Origin of the sequence: Aeromicrobium sp. Root495 (genome assembly GCF_001426755.1) — a bacterium.
Classification (GTDB): domain Bacteria; phylum Actinomycetota; class Actinomycetes; order Propionibacteriales; family Nocardioidaceae; genus Aeromicrobium.
The window spans coordinates 2,483,761-2,500,272 of the sequence record NZ_LMFJ01000001.1 but is presented as its reverse complement, the minus strand read 5'-3'; the positions used below and the strand labels follow the sequence as shown (position 1 = coordinate 2,500,272).

Annotated in this window: 15 protein-coding genes; 14 read left to right on the top strand and 1 reads right to left on the bottom strand. The window is 70.1% G+C overall.

Annotated elements, in window-relative coordinates; translation table 11 throughout:
- Nucleotides 1-4: 4 nt before the first annotated feature.
- The 7 genes from ASD11_RS12465 (at nucleotide 5) to ASD11_RS12435 (ending at nucleotide 5,515) form a co-directional block, all read left to right on the top strand.
- Entirely contained in the window at nucleotides 5-934 is a 930-nt protein-coding gene (locus ASD11_RS12465) for a type II secretion system F family protein (RefSeq protein WP_162246482.1), read from the top strand.
- 10 nt (nucleotides 935-944) lie between these two features.
- Nucleotides 945-1,823, top strand: coding sequence for a type II secretion system F family protein (locus ASD11_RS12460; RefSeq protein ID WP_056287576.1), 879 nt, complete (start codon nucleotides 945-947; stop codon nucleotides 1,821-1,823).
- A gap of 190 nt (nucleotides 1,824-2,013) precedes the next feature.
- Nucleotides 2,014-3,261, top strand: coding sequence for an alkane 1-monooxygenase (locus ASD11_RS12455; RefSeq protein ID WP_056287574.1), 1,248 nt, complete (start codon nucleotides 2,014-2,016; stop codon nucleotides 3,259-3,261).
- The gene (locus ASD11_RS18875) at nucleotides 3,261-3,509 is read left to right on the top strand and encodes a rubredoxin (RefSeq protein WP_056287572.1); all 249 of its coding nucleotides are present in this window, start codon (nucleotides 3,261-3,263) and stop codon (nucleotides 3,507-3,509) included. Before ASD11_RS12455 ends, ASD11_RS18875 begins: the two co-directional genes overlap by 1 nt.
- Nucleotides 3,506-3,673, top strand: a complete 168-nt coding sequence (locus ASD11_RS12445) for a rubredoxin (protein WP_056287570.1) — start codon at nucleotides 3,506-3,508, stop codon at nucleotides 3,671-3,673. Before ASD11_RS18875 ends, ASD11_RS12445 begins: the two co-directional genes overlap by 4 nt.
- Before the next feature lie 4 nt (nucleotides 3,674-3,677).
- Nucleotides 3,678-4,919, top strand: coding sequence for an NAD(P)/FAD-dependent oxidoreductase (locus ASD11_RS12440; RefSeq protein WP_056287569.1), 1,242 nt, complete (start codon nucleotides 3,678-3,680; stop codon nucleotides 4,917-4,919).
- Entirely contained in the window at nucleotides 4,916-5,515 is a 600-nt protein-coding gene (locus tag ASD11_RS12435; protein ID WP_056287567.1) for a TetR/AcrR family transcriptional regulator, read from the top strand. Before ASD11_RS12440 ends, ASD11_RS12435 begins: the two co-directional genes overlap by 4 nt.
- A gap of 20 nt (nucleotides 5,516-5,535) precedes the next feature.
- Here the strand turns inward: ASD11_RS12435 and ASD11_RS12430 are convergent, their stop codons facing one another.
- The gene (locus ASD11_RS12430; RefSeq protein WP_056287565.1) at nucleotides 5,536-7,032 is read right to left on the bottom strand and encodes a dolichyl-phosphate-mannose--protein mannosyltransferase; all 1,497 of its coding nucleotides are present in this window, start codon (nucleotides 7,030-7,032) and stop codon (nucleotides 5,536-5,538) included.
- Nucleotides 7,033-7,190: 158 nt separating this feature from the next.
- Here ASD11_RS12430 and rsmI point away from each other — a divergent pair, with 158 nt between their 5' ends.
- The 7 genes from rsmI (at nucleotide 7,191) to pcrA (ending at nucleotide 16,414) form a co-directional block, all read left to right on the top strand.
- Nucleotides 7,191-8,018, top strand: coding sequence for a 16S rRNA (cytidine(1402)-2'-O)-methyltransferase (rsmI, locus tag ASD11_RS12425; protein WP_056287564.1), 828 nt, complete (start codon nucleotides 7,191-7,193; stop codon nucleotides 8,016-8,018).
- A 14-nt stretch (nucleotides 8,019-8,032) separates the two neighbouring features.
- Complete coding sequence (gene metG, locus ASD11_RS12420) at nucleotides 8,033-9,616, top strand: methionine--tRNA ligase (protein ID WP_082554336.1); 1,584 nt, start codon at nucleotides 8,033-8,035, stop codon at nucleotides 9,614-9,616.
- The gene (locus ASD11_RS12415; protein ID WP_056287562.1) at nucleotides 9,613-10,464 is read left to right on the top strand and encodes a TatD family hydrolase; all 852 of its coding nucleotides are present in this window, start codon (nucleotides 9,613-9,615) and stop codon (nucleotides 10,462-10,464) included. Before metG ends, ASD11_RS12415 begins: the two co-directional genes overlap by 4 nt.
- Before the next feature lie 78 nt (nucleotides 10,465-10,542).
- Nucleotides 10,543-11,679 (top strand): resuscitation-promoting factor, encoded by a 1,137-nt coding sequence (locus ASD11_RS12410; protein WP_056287560.1) that lies wholly within the window; start codon nucleotides 10,543-10,545, stop codon nucleotides 11,677-11,679.
- Nucleotides 11,646-12,530 (top strand): 16S rRNA (adenine(1518)-N(6)/adenine(1519)-N(6))-dimethyltransferase RsmA, encoded by an 885-nt coding sequence (rsmA, locus tag ASD11_RS12405; protein ID WP_442854187.1) that lies wholly within the window; start codon nucleotides 11,646-11,648, stop codon nucleotides 12,528-12,530. The genes ASD11_RS12410 and rsmA overlap by 34 nt, the downstream gene beginning before the upstream one ends.
- Before the next feature lie 48 nt (nucleotides 12,531-12,578).
- Nucleotides 12,579-14,015, top strand: a complete 1,437-nt coding sequence (gene zwf / locus ASD11_RS12400) for a glucose-6-phosphate dehydrogenase (protein ID WP_056287559.1) — start codon at nucleotides 12,579-12,581, stop codon at nucleotides 14,013-14,015.
- A 53-nt stretch (nucleotides 14,016-14,068) separates the two neighbouring features.
- Nucleotides 14,069-16,414, top strand: a complete 2,346-nt coding sequence (pcrA, locus tag ASD11_RS12395; RefSeq protein ID WP_056287557.1) for a DNA helicase PcrA — start codon at nucleotides 14,069-14,071, stop codon at nucleotides 16,412-16,414.
- Nucleotides 16,415-16,512: the final 98 nt, after the last annotated feature.

Sequence of the window (16,512 nt, the reverse complement as noted above, 5' to 3'; positions counted from 1 at the left end):
GATGATGGGAACGATCCTCATCCTGGGAGCCCTCGGGTTCCTCTACGTCGGCCTCTTCGGGATGCCGGCCGTGCGCGCGGTCCCGCGGGACCGCGTGGCCTACTACACCCACACGGAGTCCAAGCCGCTGCTCACCAAGGTGGCCGACAGCCTGGTCTCCGGCGTGGAGAAGGTCATGAGCCGTCGCGGCTGGCGACCCTTCACGGCCGAGGAGCTGGAGCTCGCGGGCATCCGCTCGTCCATCGCGTCGCTCGTGGTCCTCGTGACCTGTCTGGGCTTCATCGCGTTCGCGGGCTCCACCGTGCTGCTCGGCAACGCCGTGGTGGGCCTCGTCATCGCCTTCCTGATGCCGGTCCTGGCCAAGGCCTACATCGGCTTCAAGGCCGGCCGGCGGCGCAAGAAGTTCGGTGAGCAGCTGGCGCCTCTGCTGTCGATGCTGGCGTCGTCGCTCCGGGCGGGGCACAGCCTGCCCCGGGCCATGGACGCCGCGGCCGCCGAGGCCGAGTCGCCGATGGCCGAGGAGCTCGGGCGGGTGGTGAACGAGTACCGGCTCGGCCGTGACCTCGTGGAGGCCATGGAGCAGGTGGCCGACCGCATGCACTCGGAGGACTTCCGCTGGATCGGAGGCGCCATCGAGGCGCAGCGCGAGACGGGTGGAAACCTCAACGAGATCCTCGACCAGGTGGCCGAGACCATTCGCGAGCGTCAGCACATCCGGATGCAGGTGATGTCGCTCTCGGCGGAGGGACGGCTCTCGGCCTACATCCTGATGGCCCTGCCGGTGTTCATCGGCGTCTACTACGGCCTGGTCCAGGCTGAGCTGATGGGCCTCTTCATCGGCTCGGGCATCGGCAAGATCCTCATCCTCGTGGCAGCCGTGATGTACACCATCGGCGGCTTCTGGATGCGCTCCATCGTCCGTATCGAGTTCTGAGGAGACTGCCATGATTGCCATCGCGTTCGTCTTCATCTTCTCCGCGATCTTCCTCGGAGCGGTGGGCACCGGAGCCATCGCGCTCCCGAGCGGGTCGGTGCGGTCCCGCATCAAGCAGCTCACGGCCGCGCCCGAGTCGTCCACCTCCACGAGCGGCGTGATCAAGGTCGATGACTCCGTCAGCGGGTTCTGGGAGAAGTTCACCCCCAGCTCGATGCTCAAGAAGGTCGAGCACAACATGGTCCTGGCGGGTCGCCCGCCGGGCTGGAGCCGTGAGCGCGTCGTCCTGATGAAGCCGGTGGGAGCCATCTTCGGCACCCTGTTCGCCGTGCTCGTGATCGCCAAGACCGACTCGTTCATGATCACCCTGTTCGGCATCGGCGCGGTGGTCCTGGGCTACTTCGCCCCCGACCTCCTGATGTACAACCAGGCCATCAAGCGCCAGGAGGAGATCCAGAAGAGCCTGCCCGACATGCTCGACCAGATCGTGATCTCGCTCGAGGCCGGCGTCGGCTTCGAGGCGGCGTTGTCCCGATCGGGCGAGAGGGGCAAGGGTCCTCTCGCCGACGAGGTCGTCCGCCTGGTCCAGGACATGTCGCTCGGCATGTCGCGACGCGAGGCCTATATCGCGCTGTCGGACCGGACGTCGGTCGCCGAGCTCCGAAGCTTCTGCAAGGCCGTGGTCCAGGCCGAGGAGTTCGGTGTCTCGATCGCCTCGGTCGTGCGGATGCAGGCCAAGGAGATGCGGCTGGGGCGTCGCCTCCGCGCGGAGGCGAAGGCCCAGCAGGTGCCGGTGAAGATCCTGATCCCGCTCATGCTGCTGATCCTGCCGGTGCTCTTCATCATCGTGATGGGACCGCCCGTCGTGAATGCCTACGCGATCAACTGAGTCCCAGTCCGACTCACCCCGGCTCCTCGGGCCCGTGCTTCTCCCTGGCTGCACGGGCTCGAGGTCTCTCCGCGTGTGCGCTGCGCCACTTGACATCGGAGTACCACTTGTCAAGTGTCTTGACACTCGCTACCTTGGTGTCAAGTGACCGCTCGACGACGCGCGGTCCCGGCACCAGGAGGTATGGACCATGACGGTCGAAGCAGTGGTCGACGGGCAGGTCGTCCGTTGGACGGACAAGAAGCGTTACCTGTGGATCGTGGGGGCGCTCGTCCCGATGATCCCGCTCATGATGTGGGGCCTCGTGGCCGCCACCGGGTGGCACGTCTTCTGGTACTTCGGGCCGTTCTTCGTGTTCGTGCTGGTCCCGCTCTCCGACGTCGTGGCCGGTCTCGACCGCAACAACCCGCCGGACGAGCTCATCGAGGCGCTCGAGGAGGACCGGTTCTACCGCTGGGTGACGTACGCGTTCATCCCGCTGCAGATCGCGGGCTTCCTCTGGGGTGCCTTCCTGCTGGGCAACGGCACGATCTTCGGCTGGGACCCGTTCGACGGCTCCGTGCTGCCGGGCATCGTCGACAACCTCACCTGGTACGACAAGCTCGGTCTCGCGTCGGGCATGGGCATGGTGGCCGGCATCGGCATCAACACCGCCCACGAGCTCGGCCACAAGAAGGAGGAGCTGGAGCGCTGGTTCGCGCGCATCGCCCTCGCCCAGACGGCCTACGGCCACTTCTACATCGAGCACAACCGGGGTCACCACGTCCGCGTGGCCACGCCCGAGGACCCGGCCAGCGGCCGCCTCGGCGAGACGGTGTGGGAGTTCATGCCGCGCACCGTGTGGGGGAGCCTGAAGAGCGCCTGGGAGCTGGAGGAGAAGCGCTTCGCGCGCCTCAAGAAGTCGCCGTACACGTTCAAGAACGACCTCATCAACGCCTGGATGTTCACCGTCGTCCTGTGGGGCTTCGCGCTCGCGGCGTTCGGGCCGGCCATCTTCCCCTACCTCCTCGTGCAGGCGGTCCTGGGCATCTGGCTCCTGGAGTCGGTCAACTACCTCGAGCACTACGGCATGAAGCGTCAGAAGCTGGAGTCCGGCCGGTACGAGCGGGTCAACCCCTCGCACAGCTGGAACAGCAACAACATCGGCACCAACGTGCTGCTCTACCACCTGCAGCGCCACAGCGACCACCACGCCAACCCCACCCGTCGCTACCAGGCGCTACGCGACTTCAAGGAGGCTCCGGTGCTGCCCACGGGCTACGCCGGGATGATCGTCCTGAGCTGGGTCCCGCAGATCTGGCGACGCGTCATGGACCACCGCGTGCTCGACCACTACGAGGGCGACATCGGCCGGGCCAACCTCCACCCGCGGATGCGCGACACCTACGTCCGCAAGTACGGTCAGGGCTCGTCCACCGTCCTGGAGGGAGCGGCCTGATGGCTCAGTTCATCTGTCCCAACTGTGAGTACGTCTACGACGAGGAGAAGGGCGACCCGCGCGAGGGCTGGCCGCCCGGCACGGCCTTCGCCGACATCGACCCCGACTGGACGTGCCCCGACTGCGCGGTCCGCGAGCAGGTGGACTTCCTGCCCATCGAGCAGTTCGAGCGCAACGACCAGGACGGCAACGTCATCAGCGCGGAGACGCTGGCGGCGCGGGCCACGAAGACACAGGAGCAGGCGTGAAGCAGTGGGAGTGCCAGCAGTGCGGGTTCGTCTACGACGAGGCCGAGGGCTGGGAGGAGGAGGGCTTCCCGCCCGGCACGAAGTGGGAGGACATCCCCGACGACTGGACGTGCCCCGACTGCGGTGCCGCCAAGGCCGACTTCGAGATGGTCGAGGTGGCCTGAGCCCGTGACGTCCGAGCTCCAGAACGGTGAGAAGCGGCTCGTGGTGGTGGGCGCTGGCGTGGCCGGCGTCAGCGCGGCCGGCGCCGCCCGCGCAGCCGGCTGGGACGGCTCGATCGTCCTGATCGGCGACGAGTCGGGCCTGCCCTACCGCCGCCCGCCCGTCTCCAAGGAGGTCGTGCGCGGCGAGAAGACGGTCGACGAGATCCGCATCAAGCCCGAGGCCTGGTACGAGAAGCAGGGGATCGAGCTGCGCCACGGTGTCGGCGTCACGTCGCTCGACACCGACGGCCACACGCTCACCCTGGGTGACGGGTCCACCCTCGGCTACGCCCGGCTCGTCCTGGCCACGGGCGGCAGCCCCCGGCTCCTGCCCGACGTCCCGGCGGGCGTCGTCACGCTCCGCCAGGTGGGCGACGCCGATGCGCTGCGCGAGCAGCTCACCCCCGGTGGCCACGTCGTGGTGGTGGGTGCGGGCCTCATCGGCTCCGAGATCGCAGCGAGCGCCCGCGAGGCCGGTGCCGAGGTCACGCTGCTCGAGACGGCGTCGCTCCCGCTGCCGCGCATCCTCCCCGCCGACCTCGGCACGATGTATGCCGAGCTCCACGCCTCGCAGGGCACCGACCTGCAGACCGACGTGACCGTCTCGGCCATCACCGAGACGCCCGACGGCCTCCTGGTCGAGGCGTCCGACGGTCGTTCGTGGACCGCCCCCGTGGTCGTGCTGGCCGTCGGCATGGCGCCCCGCACGGAGCTGGCGGAGTCGGCCGGCATCGAGCTCGACCCCGACCTCGGCGGCATCGCCGTCGACGAGCTGGGGCGCACGAGCGCGGCCGACGTGTACGCCGCCGGCGACGTCGCCGCCATGCCCAACGGCGTGCTGGGCGGACGTCACCGCGTGGAGCACTGGCAGGGCGCACAGAACCACGGGTCCGCCGTGGGGCGTTCCGCCGCAGGCGACGAGAAGGCGTTCGTCGAGGTGCCCTGGGCGTGGTCCGACCAGTACGGGCACACGCTGCAGGTGACGGGCTGGCCCTCGGCCGAGCACACCACCGTGGTGCGGGGCTCGTTGGACGACCGCGACTTCACCGCCTTCTACCTCGAGGGCGACGTCCTCCGGGGCGCCGTCACCCTCGGACGGCCCCGCGAGGTCCGCACGGCACGCGGCTGGGTTGCGGAGCATGCAAGGCTGGACGCAACGCGGCTCGCCGACGAGTCCGTCCCGCTCGAGGAGTCCGTCCTGCCATGACCGTCAGCTACCGCGAGTCCGTCCAGGTCCTCATGCGCGACCGGTTGCTCGACGCGGCCCAGGACATCATGGAGGCCCGCGGCTGGTCCGCGGTCACCATGTCGGGCATCGCGGCAGCCGTCGGCGTGAGCCGGCAGACGGTCCACAACGAGCTGGGCACCAAGCACGCCGTGGCCGAGGCGCTCACGCTCCGCGAGCTGGGTCGCTTCCTCGACCTCGTCCGGGACCGCATCGCCGCGGCCGACGACCTCGTGGAGGCCGTCCGGTCGGCCTGCCAGGGCGTCCTGGAGATCGGCGAGAGCAACATCCTGATCCGCACCATCGTGGGGTCCGTCCCCCACGACGCCGACTCGGACTTCCTGCAGCTGCTCACCACGGAGTCGGGCGAGATCGTCGAGTCCGCCTCCGTCGTGGTGAAGCAGAGCGTGGTCGAGCACTTCCCCGAGACGCCGTTCACCGAGACCGAGCTCGACGTGGCGGTCGACGCCGTCGTGCGCCTGATCCTGTCGCACCTCACGCGACCCTCCAAGCCGGCCGCCGAGGCCGCCCACGACATCGCGTGGATCTTCGAGCTGGCCGTCGCCGGCCGATCCTGACGCCGTCGTGGCGCCGGGCCTCAGATCCAGCGGCTCCCGAACCACATGCGTGAGCGCCAGTCGTCGTAGCTGATGAGCTGGTCGGTGTAGACCGGGTAGAAGTAGAGGAAGAGCGCCACCGTGCTCACCACGAGCAGCCCCACGCCCAGGCCGAGCCCGTACCGTCCGCGCGGCGTGTGGACGTGCCGGCGGACGACGTCGACCACGAGGCACGTCGCGACGATCATGAACGGGATCGTCGCCACCGCGTAGAACGAGAAGATCGGCCGGTCGTCGTACTGGAACCAGGGCAGCCACGTCGCGGCCACGCCGAGGACCGGGACGGCCCAGCGCCCGTCGCGGGTGCGGATCCAGGCGCCGACCGCCAGGACGGTGGCGAGGGCGCCGGTCCACCAGACCGAGAGGGTGCCGATGGCGGTGATCTCGCGCAGGCAGGAGGAGTCGGCCCGGGTTCCGCACGTGGCGGCGGGGATGTCGTTCTGCGCGTCGAACGCGACGGGCCGTCCCTGGACGAGCCACCCCAGGGGGTCGGAGGCGTAGGGGTGGGTCTTGCCGGCCAGGTAGTCGCCGGTGTGGAAGTGGTAGGTCATGACGTGGAAGTGCCACAGCGACCGGAAGGCGTCGACGATGCCGCCGAACGGCCCGCCGGTGGGGTCCTGGACATAGCTTCCCCACGGCTTCTCCTCGCCGTAGCCCCGGCCGAACTGCTGGGCGTAGACGTCGGCGTGCAGCAGCCAGCCCGTCCAGGTGAGGAGGTAGACGACGAGGCCCACCCCCACGATCGTGAAGAACGCCGGCACGGCCACGGGGAGGAAGGCGCGCAGGTCCCGGCGGGCGTAGACCTCCCACGCGACGGCCGCGAGTCCGAACACCGCCAGGACCCAGAGGGCGCTCCACTTGGTGCCCATGGCCAGGCCGAAGCACGCGCCGGCGCCGACCTGCCACGGTCGGAAGAACCGGTAGCCGTCGTCGAGGCGGGCCCTGATCCAGTCGCGGTCGGCCACGAGGCAGGCCACGGCGCACACGAGCCAGAAGGTCAGGAAGACGTCGAGCAGGGCCGTGCGCGACATGACGAAGTGCAGGCCGTCGAAGCAGAGCAGGAAGCCGGCCAGGCACCCGACCCACGCGGATCCGGTGAGCCGAAGGACGAGCCGGGCGAGCACGAGGACCGTGAGCGCGCCGACGACCGCCGCGCTGACGCGCCAGCCGAACGAGTTCATCCCGAAGACCTGCTCCCCGAGCGCGATGACCCACTTGCCGCCGTCGGGGTGGACGATCCAGCTCGGCTCGCCCGTCATGAGGTCGGTGAGCCTGCCCTGGGTGATGCGTGTGTTGGCCTTCTCGGTGAAGTCCTGGACGTAGCCGTGCTGGAGGAGCGAGTAGGCGTCCTTCGCGTAGTACGTCTCGTCGAACACGAGTGCGTTGGGGCGGCCGAGGTCCTTCAGCCGCAGCAGGAGCGCGACGACGGCGACGGCCACGGGGCCGATCCAGTCCCACCTCAGGTCCCGTCGGCTCACCCGCCCGATCCTAGACGCGCCACCCACGGGCGGTGGATCCACCACCGAAAGGCGGGCGCGTCGCGGCGAGCGGTGGATCCACCACCGGATGGGCGTCCGGACGGTGGAGGATCCACCGCCCGGGCGGGTGGGGCGGGAGGGGGTGCGACGATGTGCGGGTGCTGGTGCTCGCGGGAACCCCGATCGGTCGGGTCGACGACGCGTCCCCGCGCCTGCGCACCCTGCTGGCCGAGGCCGACGTGGTGGCTGCGGAGGACACCCGACGGCTGCGCCGCCTCGCCTCCGACCTGGGGGTGGAGATCACCGGCCGCGTCGTGTCCTACTTCGAGGGCAACGAGCGGGAGAGGACGCCCGAGCTGGTCGAGGCCCTCGTGGCGGGCAGCACCGTCCTCCTCGTCACCGACGCCGGGATGCCGAGCGTCTCCGACCCCGGGTACCGCCTCGTGGCCGCTGCGCTCGAGGCCGACGTCGACGTCACCACCGCCCCCGGTCCGTCCGCGGTCCTGGCCGCGCTGGCCGTGAGCGGCCTCCCGGTCGACCGCTTCAGCTTCGAGGGCTTCGCCCCCCGCAAGCCGGGGGAGCGGGCCACCGTCTTCGGGGCCCTCGCCACCGAGCCGCGCACCATGGTGTTCTTCGAGTCGCCCCATCGCACGGGCGCCACGCTGGCCGCGCTCGCCGACGCCCTCGGTGCCGACCGTCGCGCTGCGGTGTGCCGTGAGCTCACCAAGACGTACGAGGAGGTCGTGCGCGGCACCCTCGCCGACCTCGCCGAGTGGGCCGAGACGCAGGAGCAGGGCGTGCGCGGCGAGATCACGCTCGTGATCGCCGGTCATGTCGTCCAGCAGGCCGACCTCGACGACGACGCGCTCCGTGCGCTCGTGGCGGAGGCGGAGGCCACGGGACTCTCCCGCAAGGACGCCGTGGCACACGTCGTGCAGCACACCGGTCTCCGCAAGAAGCGTGTCTACGACGCTGCCCACGCCTGACTAGGATTGGCAGCGTGTCGGACTCGAGCTTCTACGTCACCACGCCCATCTACTACGTCAACGACGCGCCCCACATCGGGCACGGCTACACGACGGTCATGGGTGACGTGCTCACGCGCTGGCACCGCCAGCGCGGCGAGGACGTCTGGTACCTCACCGGCACCGACGAGCACGGCCAGAAGGTCCTGCGCAAGGCACAGCAGAACGGTGTGGCACCGCAGGACTGGGTCGACCGTCTGGTCGAGACCGAGTGGAAGCCGCTGCTGGAGCTGCTCGACGTCGCCAACGACGACTTCATCCGCACCACCGAGGCCCGTCACGAGGCCGGCGCCCAGGCGTTCTGGCAGGACCTGCACGAGCGCGGCGCGGTCTACAAGGGCGGCTTCAGCGGCTGGTACTCCGTGAGCGGCGAGGAGTTCGTGGGCGACGACGACGTCCGCGACGGCGAGGGCGACGACGAGGGCCAGAAGGTCTCGGCCCTCGACGGGTCCCGCGTGGAGTACGTGACGGAGGAGAACTACTTCTTCCCGCTCTCGAAGTACCAGGACCAGCTGCTGGCCCTCTACGAGGAGCGTCCCGACTTCATCCAGCCCGAGTCGGCTCGCAACGAGATCGTCGCGTTCGTGAAGCGCGGCCTCAAGGACCTCTCCATCAGCCGCTCCACGTTCGACTGGGGCATCCAGGTCCCGTGGGACCACGAGCACGTCATGTACGTGTGGATCGAGGCGCTGCTCAACTACGTCACGGCCGCCGGGTACGGCGTCGACCAGGAGAAGTTCGACCGGCTCTGGCCGGCCAGCATCCACCTCGTGGGCAAGGACATCGCCCGCTTCCACGCCGTCATCTGGCCCGCCATGCTCATGGCCGCCGGACAGCCCGTCCCGCACCGCGTCTTCGCGCACGGCTGGCTGCTCGTGGGCGGGCAGAAGATGAGCAAGAGCAAGGCCAACGGCATCCGTCCCGACGAGCTCGTGAGCGTCTTCGGCTCCGACGCCTACCGCTACTACTTCTCGCGCGCCCTCACCTTCGGCAGCGACGGCTCCATCTCCTACGAGGACATGCACGCGCGCTACCACGCCGAGCTGGCCAACGGCTTCGGCAACCTGGCGTCGCGCGTGGCCGCGATGGTGGGCAAGTACTTCGACGGTGCGCTCCCGGCCGCGGGCGAGAGCACCGACGCCGAGCAGCGCATCATCGACGTCGTGGCCAAGGCCGTCGCCGACGCCGACGCCGCCATCGAGGCCGTGGCGCCCCAGGACGCCGTGGCGGCCGTCTGGCGCATCGTCGAGGAGCTCAACGGCTACATCACCGAGCAGGCCCCCTGGGCCGTCGCCAAGGCCGACCCCGACGACCCACGCCTCGCGACCATCCTGGTCACCGCCACCGAGGGGCTCCGCGCGCTCGCCGTGCTGCTGAACCCGGTCATGCCCAAGGCCGCGCTGGCCCTGTGGGGCTCGCTCGGCGCCGAGCCCACGCTCGGCGCGCTCGCCGACCAGCGGATCGACGGCGTCGCCTCGTGGGGCCAGCTCCCCGTCGGCGCCACGATCACCAAGGTCCCGAGCCTCTTCCCGCGGATCGAGACGCCGGAGGCTTCGTGACCACCGACGGCTGGCCCGACGCCCCGGAGCCCCTGCCCTTCCCGGTGGTCGACAACCACTGCCACCTGGACCACCCCGTCCGCGGCGGCGTGGTGATCCCCGTCGAGGAGGCCATCGCCCGGGCCGCGGCGGTCAACGTGACCCGCATCGTCCAGGTCGGGTGCGACCTCGAGAGCTCGCGCTGGGCGGTGGAGACGGCGTCGGCGCACCCGTCGGTGGTGGCTGCGGTCGCGCTGCACCCCAACGACACCCCGGCGCTCGGCGCTGACGGCACGCTCGACGAGGCCCTGGCCGAGATCGAGCGCCTGGCCCAGCACCCTCGCGTGCGGGCGGTGGGGGAGACCGGTCTCGACTACTTCCGCACCGGGCCCGAGGGGCGCGAGGCGCAGCACCACTCGTTCCGCGCGCACATCCAGATGGCGCACCGCCACGACCGCACCCTCGTGATCCACGACCGCGACGCCCACGACGACGTGCTGCGCCTGCTCGACGAGGAGGGCGTGCCGGAGCGCACGGTGCTCCATTGCTTCTCCGGCGACGCCGTCTTCGCGCGGGAGTGCCTCGAGCGTGGCGCCTACCTCTCCTTCGCCGGGACGGTCACGTTCAAGAACGCCGAGCCGCTCCGGGAGGCGCTGGCCGTCACGCCGCTCGACCGCATCCTGGTGGAGACCGATGCGCCCTTCCTCACACCCACCCCGCACCGCGGGAAGCCCAACGCGTCGTTCCTGGTCCCGCTCACGGTTCGCTTTATCGCTGACTTCCGAGGCGAAACCGTGGAAGACTTGTGCCAAGCCATCGACCGCACCACGGACCAAGCCTTCGGAGGTTCTTGGGATCGATCGGCTTGACCTGACCCGAGTCCTCCGCGCATGGTGGACAGGTTGCCCTGTCCCCGAGTCGCTAGGAAAACAGTGCACCAAACCCCCATGAAGAACACCGATCCCCGCGGTCCCCGCCGCTCCCACCGCCAGAAGAAGAAGCGCGTCGTCGTCGCAGCCAACCTCGCTGTGCTGGCCGTGCTCGCCGGCGGGACCGTCGCCTACGGCGCTCTCTCCAAGACCGTCACGCTCGACGTCGACGGCAAGAAGGACACCGTCCGCACGTTCGGCGCCACCGTCGGCTCCGTGCTCACGTCGCACGACGTCAAGGTCGACGACGACGCGGCCGTGAGCGTCAAGCCCACCGCCGCGGTGGGCGACGGCGACACCATCGCCGTGCGCTACGTCAAGCCGGTCACCGTGACGGTCGACGGGCGGTCCGAGACCACGTTCGTCAAGGCGGCCACCGTCGGCGACGCGCTCGACCTCGTCGGCGTGAAGCCCGAGCGGGGCGCGTTCGTCTCCGAGACCAGCTCCACGGTCATCCCCCGCAAGGGCACCGAGATCGTCGTGAGCAACCCCAAGAGGCTCGTCGTCAAGGCCGACGGTCAGGCGAAGACCGTGGTCACGTCTGCTCCCACGGTCGGCCAGGCCGTCCGTGAAGCCGGCGTCGCGCTCGGCCCGCTCGACGACACCGGTGCCGACCGCACCGCGTACGTCAAGCCCGGCCAGGCCATCGACGTCGACCGGATCCAGCTCGTCGACAAGACCGAGACCGTGACCACCAAGCCCAAGGTCGTCTACAAGGACGACGACTCCATGGAGAAGGGCAAGACGAAGGTGCTCGAGCAGGGCGAGGTCGGCAAGGCTCGCGAGCGGGTCGTGTTCTTCGTGGCCGACGGCAAGCGCCGCGACCGCGTGGTCCTCAGCTCGAACAAGCTGAGCGACCCCACCACGCGCGTCGTCGCCCGTGGCACGGCCGAGGAGCCCGAGGCGCCGTCCGTCGACAGCAACAGCGTCTGGGACCGCCTCGCCAAGTGCGAGTCCGGCGGCAACTGGTCGATCAACACCGGCAACGGCTACTACGGCGGCCTGCAGTTCAGCGCGGCCACGTGGAGGAGCGTCGGTGGACCCGGCCTGCCCCACGAGAACAGCCGTGAGGTGCAGATCAAGTACGGCAAGATCCTGCAGGCGCGGTCCGGCTGGGGCCAGTGGTCCTGCGCCGCCTCGATCGGGATCAACTGAGCAGCGAGGTCGATCTCCTCGGCGCGGGCGACGTCCGTCGTCTGGCCGAGGAGATCGGCCTGCGGCCCACAAAGCAGAAGGGCCAGAACTTCGTCGTCGACGGCAACACCGTCCGACGCATCGTGCGGACGTCGGGCGTCGGGCCCGACGACGTCGTGGTCGAGATCGGGCCCGGCCTGGGGTCGCTCACGCTGGGTCTGCTCGAGGTGGCCCAGCACGTCACGGCCGTCGAGATCGACCCCGTGCTGGCAGCACGGCTTCCGCAGACGGTCGCCGAGCGGGCTCCGGGGGCGTCCTTCTCCCTCGTCGAGGCCGACGCCATGAAGGTGCTGGAGCTCCCGGGACCGGAGCCCACGGCCCTCGTGGCCAACCTCCCGTACAACGTCTCCGTGCCGGTCCTGCTGCACTTCCTGGAGCACTTCAGCTCCATCAGGTCGGTGCTCGTGATGGTGCAGGCCGAGGTGGCCCACCGTCTTGCCGCGCCGCCCGGGTCGCGGACCTACGGCGTGCCCAGCGCCAAGGCGGCCTGGTACACCCACGTCGAGCTGGCCGGCAACATCGGCCGCCAGGTCTTCTGGCCCGTCCCCAACGTCGACTCCGCGCTCGTGTCGCTCGTGCGACGCAACGAGCCGGGCGACGAGGAGCTGCGTCTGCAGACCTTCGCCGTCGTCGACGCCGCCTTCGCCCAGCGCCGCAAGACCCTGCGCGCCGCGCTCTCCGGCCTCGTGGGCTCCGGCGCCGAGGCCGAGGTCGTGCTGCGCGCCGCCGACGTGGACCCCCAGGAGCGGGGCGAGCAGCTGCTCGTCACCGACTTCGCCCGCATCGCCCAGGCGCTGGCCGAGCGCTCCTGACCCGTCGGCGTTCATGCCGACGCAACCTCGCGGGTCTAATCTGACGGCATGAGCGAGCCGCACCTCATCGTCCTGTTCGGTGCCACCGGTGACCTGGCGCGTCGCAAGCTCCTGCCGGGGATCCTGCACCTGCTCCGGTCCAAGCTGGCGGGGGACTCGCGCATCATCGGCGTGAGCATGGACGACTTCGACGACGACAGCTTCCGTGAGTTCGCCCGGGAGGCGTGCCGTGAGTTCGGCACCCGCCCCCTGCGCAGCGAGCAGTGGGACGAGTTCGCACCCAAGCTGCACTACGTCAACGTCAAGGACGGGCCGGAGGCCCTCGCCGCCACCGCGGCGAAGCTGGAGGCCGAGCTGGGAGGCGGGCCGCGACGGCTGCACTACCTGAGCGTGCCGCCCAAGGCGGCCCTCGACGTCGTGCACACGCTCGATGCGGCCGGCCTCGTCGAGAACTCCCGCATCATCATGGAGAAGCCCTTCGGCACCGACCTGGCGTCGGCGCGAGCGCTCAACGCGAGCATCCACGAGGTCTTCGACGAGCAGCAGATCTTCCGCATCGACCACTTCCTGGGCAAGGAGGCGGCCCTCAACATCCTGGCCTTCCGCTTCGCCAACGGTCTCTTCGAGCCCATCTGGAACCGCACGTTCATCGACCACGTCCAGATCGACGTCCCGGAGACGCTGTCGCTCCAGGGGCGGTCCGGGTTCTACGAGGGGACCGGCGCCTTCAAGGACATGGTGGTCACGCACCTGTTCCAGATCCTGGCGTTCATGGCCATGGAGCCGCCCACCTCGCTCGACTCGGACTCCATCAGCGAGGAGAAGAACAAGGTCTTCCGCTCCATGCGCCCGCTCGAGTCGGCCTCGGTGGTGCGCGGCCAGTACCAGGGCTACCGCGACGAGCCGGGCGTCTCGCCCGACTCCGAGACCGAGACGTTCATCGCGCTGAAGGCCGAGATCGACAACTGGCGCTGGGCCGGTGTCCCGTTCTACCTGCGCACCGGCAAGCGCATGGCCGAGGGCGCGCGCATCATCTCCATCGCGTTCCGCGAGCCGCCCAAGTCGATGTTCCCGAGCGGATCGGGGGTCGGGCTCGCCGGACCCGACCACCTGACGTTCGACCTGGCCGACTCCTCCAAGATGTCGCTCTCGTTCTACGGCAAGCGTCCCGGCCCGGGGCTCAAGCTCGACAAGCTCTCGATGCAGTTCGCGATGCAGGAGACGGAGCGTGCGGGCGAGGTCCTGGAGGCGTACGAGCGCCTCATCCTCGACGCCATGAAGGGGGAACGCACACTCTTCACGACGGCCGAGGGCATCGAGCGCCTGTGGGAGGTCTCGGCGCCCCTGCTCGACGACCCGGCGCCCGTGCGCGCCTACCCGCCGGGCAGCTGGGGACCCAACTCCGTGCACCAGCTCATCGCCCCGCGCGCCTGGCGCCTGCCCTTCGAGCGCACGTGGCGCGACCCCAACCTCCTGGGGTCCTGAGGCGACCGAGGGGCCTCCGGCGTGTCGGATCGGCCGACTAGGCTGGTACGACGATGACCCTTCCGTTCCCCGTGCCCGACGCCGCCGCTCCTCGACCCGGCGAGCAGGCCCGTCCCGAGAGGCGTCGCCCTCGTTCGGAGACGCTGCTGGAGGGGCTCAACGACGCCCAGCGCGAGGCCGTGAGCCACCCTGGCGGGCCGCTGCTCGTCGTCGCGGGCGCCGGCTCGGGCAAGACGCGCGTGCTCACGCGACGCATCGCGTGGCTCATCGCCGCGCGGGGGGCCCACCCGGGCTCCATCCTCGCCATCACCTTCACCAACAAGGCCGCGGCCGAGATGCGCGAGCGCGTGGCCGACCTCGTGGGCGGCGCGGCCCGCGTCATGTGGGTGAGCACGTTCCACTCCGCGTGCGTGCGCATCCTGCGCCGCGAGGCCAACCGCTTCGGCTACACGTCGTCGTTCACCATCTACGACGCCGCGGACCAGCGCCGGCTCATGACGCTCGTGTGCCGCGACCTCGAGTACGACCCCAAGCGGGTCAACCCGCGGGCCGTCCTCAACTGGATCTCCAACCTCAAGAACGAGCTCGTCGACCACGAGGCGGCCGGCGCCAAGGCCACCAACCCCACCGAGGAGCTGTACGTCGAGGCGTACAAGCTCTACCAGGCGCGGCTCAAGGCGGCCAACGCCATGGACTTCGACGACCTCATCATGATGTCGGTCCACCTGCTGCAGGCCTTCCCCGACGTCCGCGAGACCTACCGCCGTCGGTTCCGGCACGTGCTCGTCGACGAGTACCAGGACACCAACCACGCGCAGTACGCCCTCATCCGCGAGCTCTGCGACACCGAGACCGACCTCATGGTGGTGGGCGACTCGGACCAGTCCATCTACGCGTTCCGTGGGGCCAGCATCCGCAACATCATGGAGTTCGAGGACGACTTCCCCGACGCGTCCACCGTGCTCCTGGAGCAGAACTACCGCTCCACGCAGACCATCCTCTCGGCGGCCAACGCGGTCATCGCGCGCAACGAGGGCCGCATGGCCAAGAACCTGTGGTCGGCGCAGGGCGACGGAGAGCAGATCGTGGGGTACGTCGCCGACGACGAGCGCGACGAGGCCCAGTTCGTGGCCGACGAGGTCGACCGGCTCACCGACTCCACCGACGTGAAGCCCTCGGGCGTGGCGGTCTTCTACCGCACCAACGCCCAGTCCCGTGTGTTCGAGGAGGTGTTCATCCGGGTCGGCCTGCCGTACCGCGTCGTCGGCGGCGTGCGCTTCTACGAGCGCAAGGAGGTCAAGGACGCGCTGGCCTACGTGCGCGTCCTGGTGAACCCCAGCGACGTCGTCTCCATGCGTCGCATCATCAACGAGCCCAAGCGGGGCATCGGCGACACCGCCCAGGCCGGGCTCGAGCGGCTCGCCGCGCGCGAGCAGATCTCCTTCTGGGAGGCCATGCAGCGGGTCGACGAGGCACACCTGGCCGCCCGCTCGGCCAACGCGATCCGTGGCTTCGCCGAGGTCATGCAGGGCCTCATGGACCTCGCCGCCTCGGGCGAGCCGGCCGACGCCGTCCTGGAGGCCGCGCTCACGCGCAGCGGGTACCTCGAGGTGCTCGAGCAGAGCAAGGACCCCCAGGACGAGACGCGGGTCGAGAACCTCGCCGAGCTCGTCGCGGTGGCCCGCGAGTTCGTCGTCGACGCCGGCACGATCGACGACGACGACGACGAGGACCCCGTGGAGGTCGAGGAGGGCTCTCCGCAGCCGGGCTCGCTGGCGGCGTTCCTCGAGCAGGTGGCCCTCGTGGCCGACGCCGACTCGCTGCCCGACGAGGGCGACGGCGTCGTCACCCTCATGACGCTCCACACCGCCAAGGGCCTGGAGTTCCCCGTCGTGTTCCTCACGGGTCTCGAGGACGGCGTCTTCCCGCACATGCGCTCCCTCGGCGACTCCTCGGAGCTGGAGGAGGAGCGCCGCCTGGCCTACGTCGGCATCACGCGGGCCCGCGAGCGGTTGTACGTCACCCGCGCCTCCAGCCGCTCGGCCTGGGGCGCACCCTCGTACAACCCGCCGTCGCGCTTCCTCGACGAGCTGCCCGACCACCTCCTGGACTGGCGTCGCGAGGCCCAGGCGGCCAGCGCATGGACCCGCCAGATGACCGCCACGGCGCGCTCGTCGTCGGCCCCGGCGTTCCGCTCGCAGGCCGTCGCGGCCCGCAGCAGGCGCACGCGTGAGGTCCCGTCGCTCGAGGCCGGCGACCGCGTCACCCACGACTCCTTCGGCCTGGGCACCGTGGTCACCATCGAGAGCTCGGGCGACAACGCGGTCGCCAGCATCGACTTCGGCTCCTCCGGCGTCAAGCGCCTCCTCCTCCGCTACGCCCCCGTCTCCAAGCTCTAGCCCCCCCCCGATTTGTGACCTTGTGGTCGTCATTCGGGGCGGATGGCAGCAGGACGGTCACAGACCGGGTCGTTGTGGAGGGCGATCTCGCCAGATGG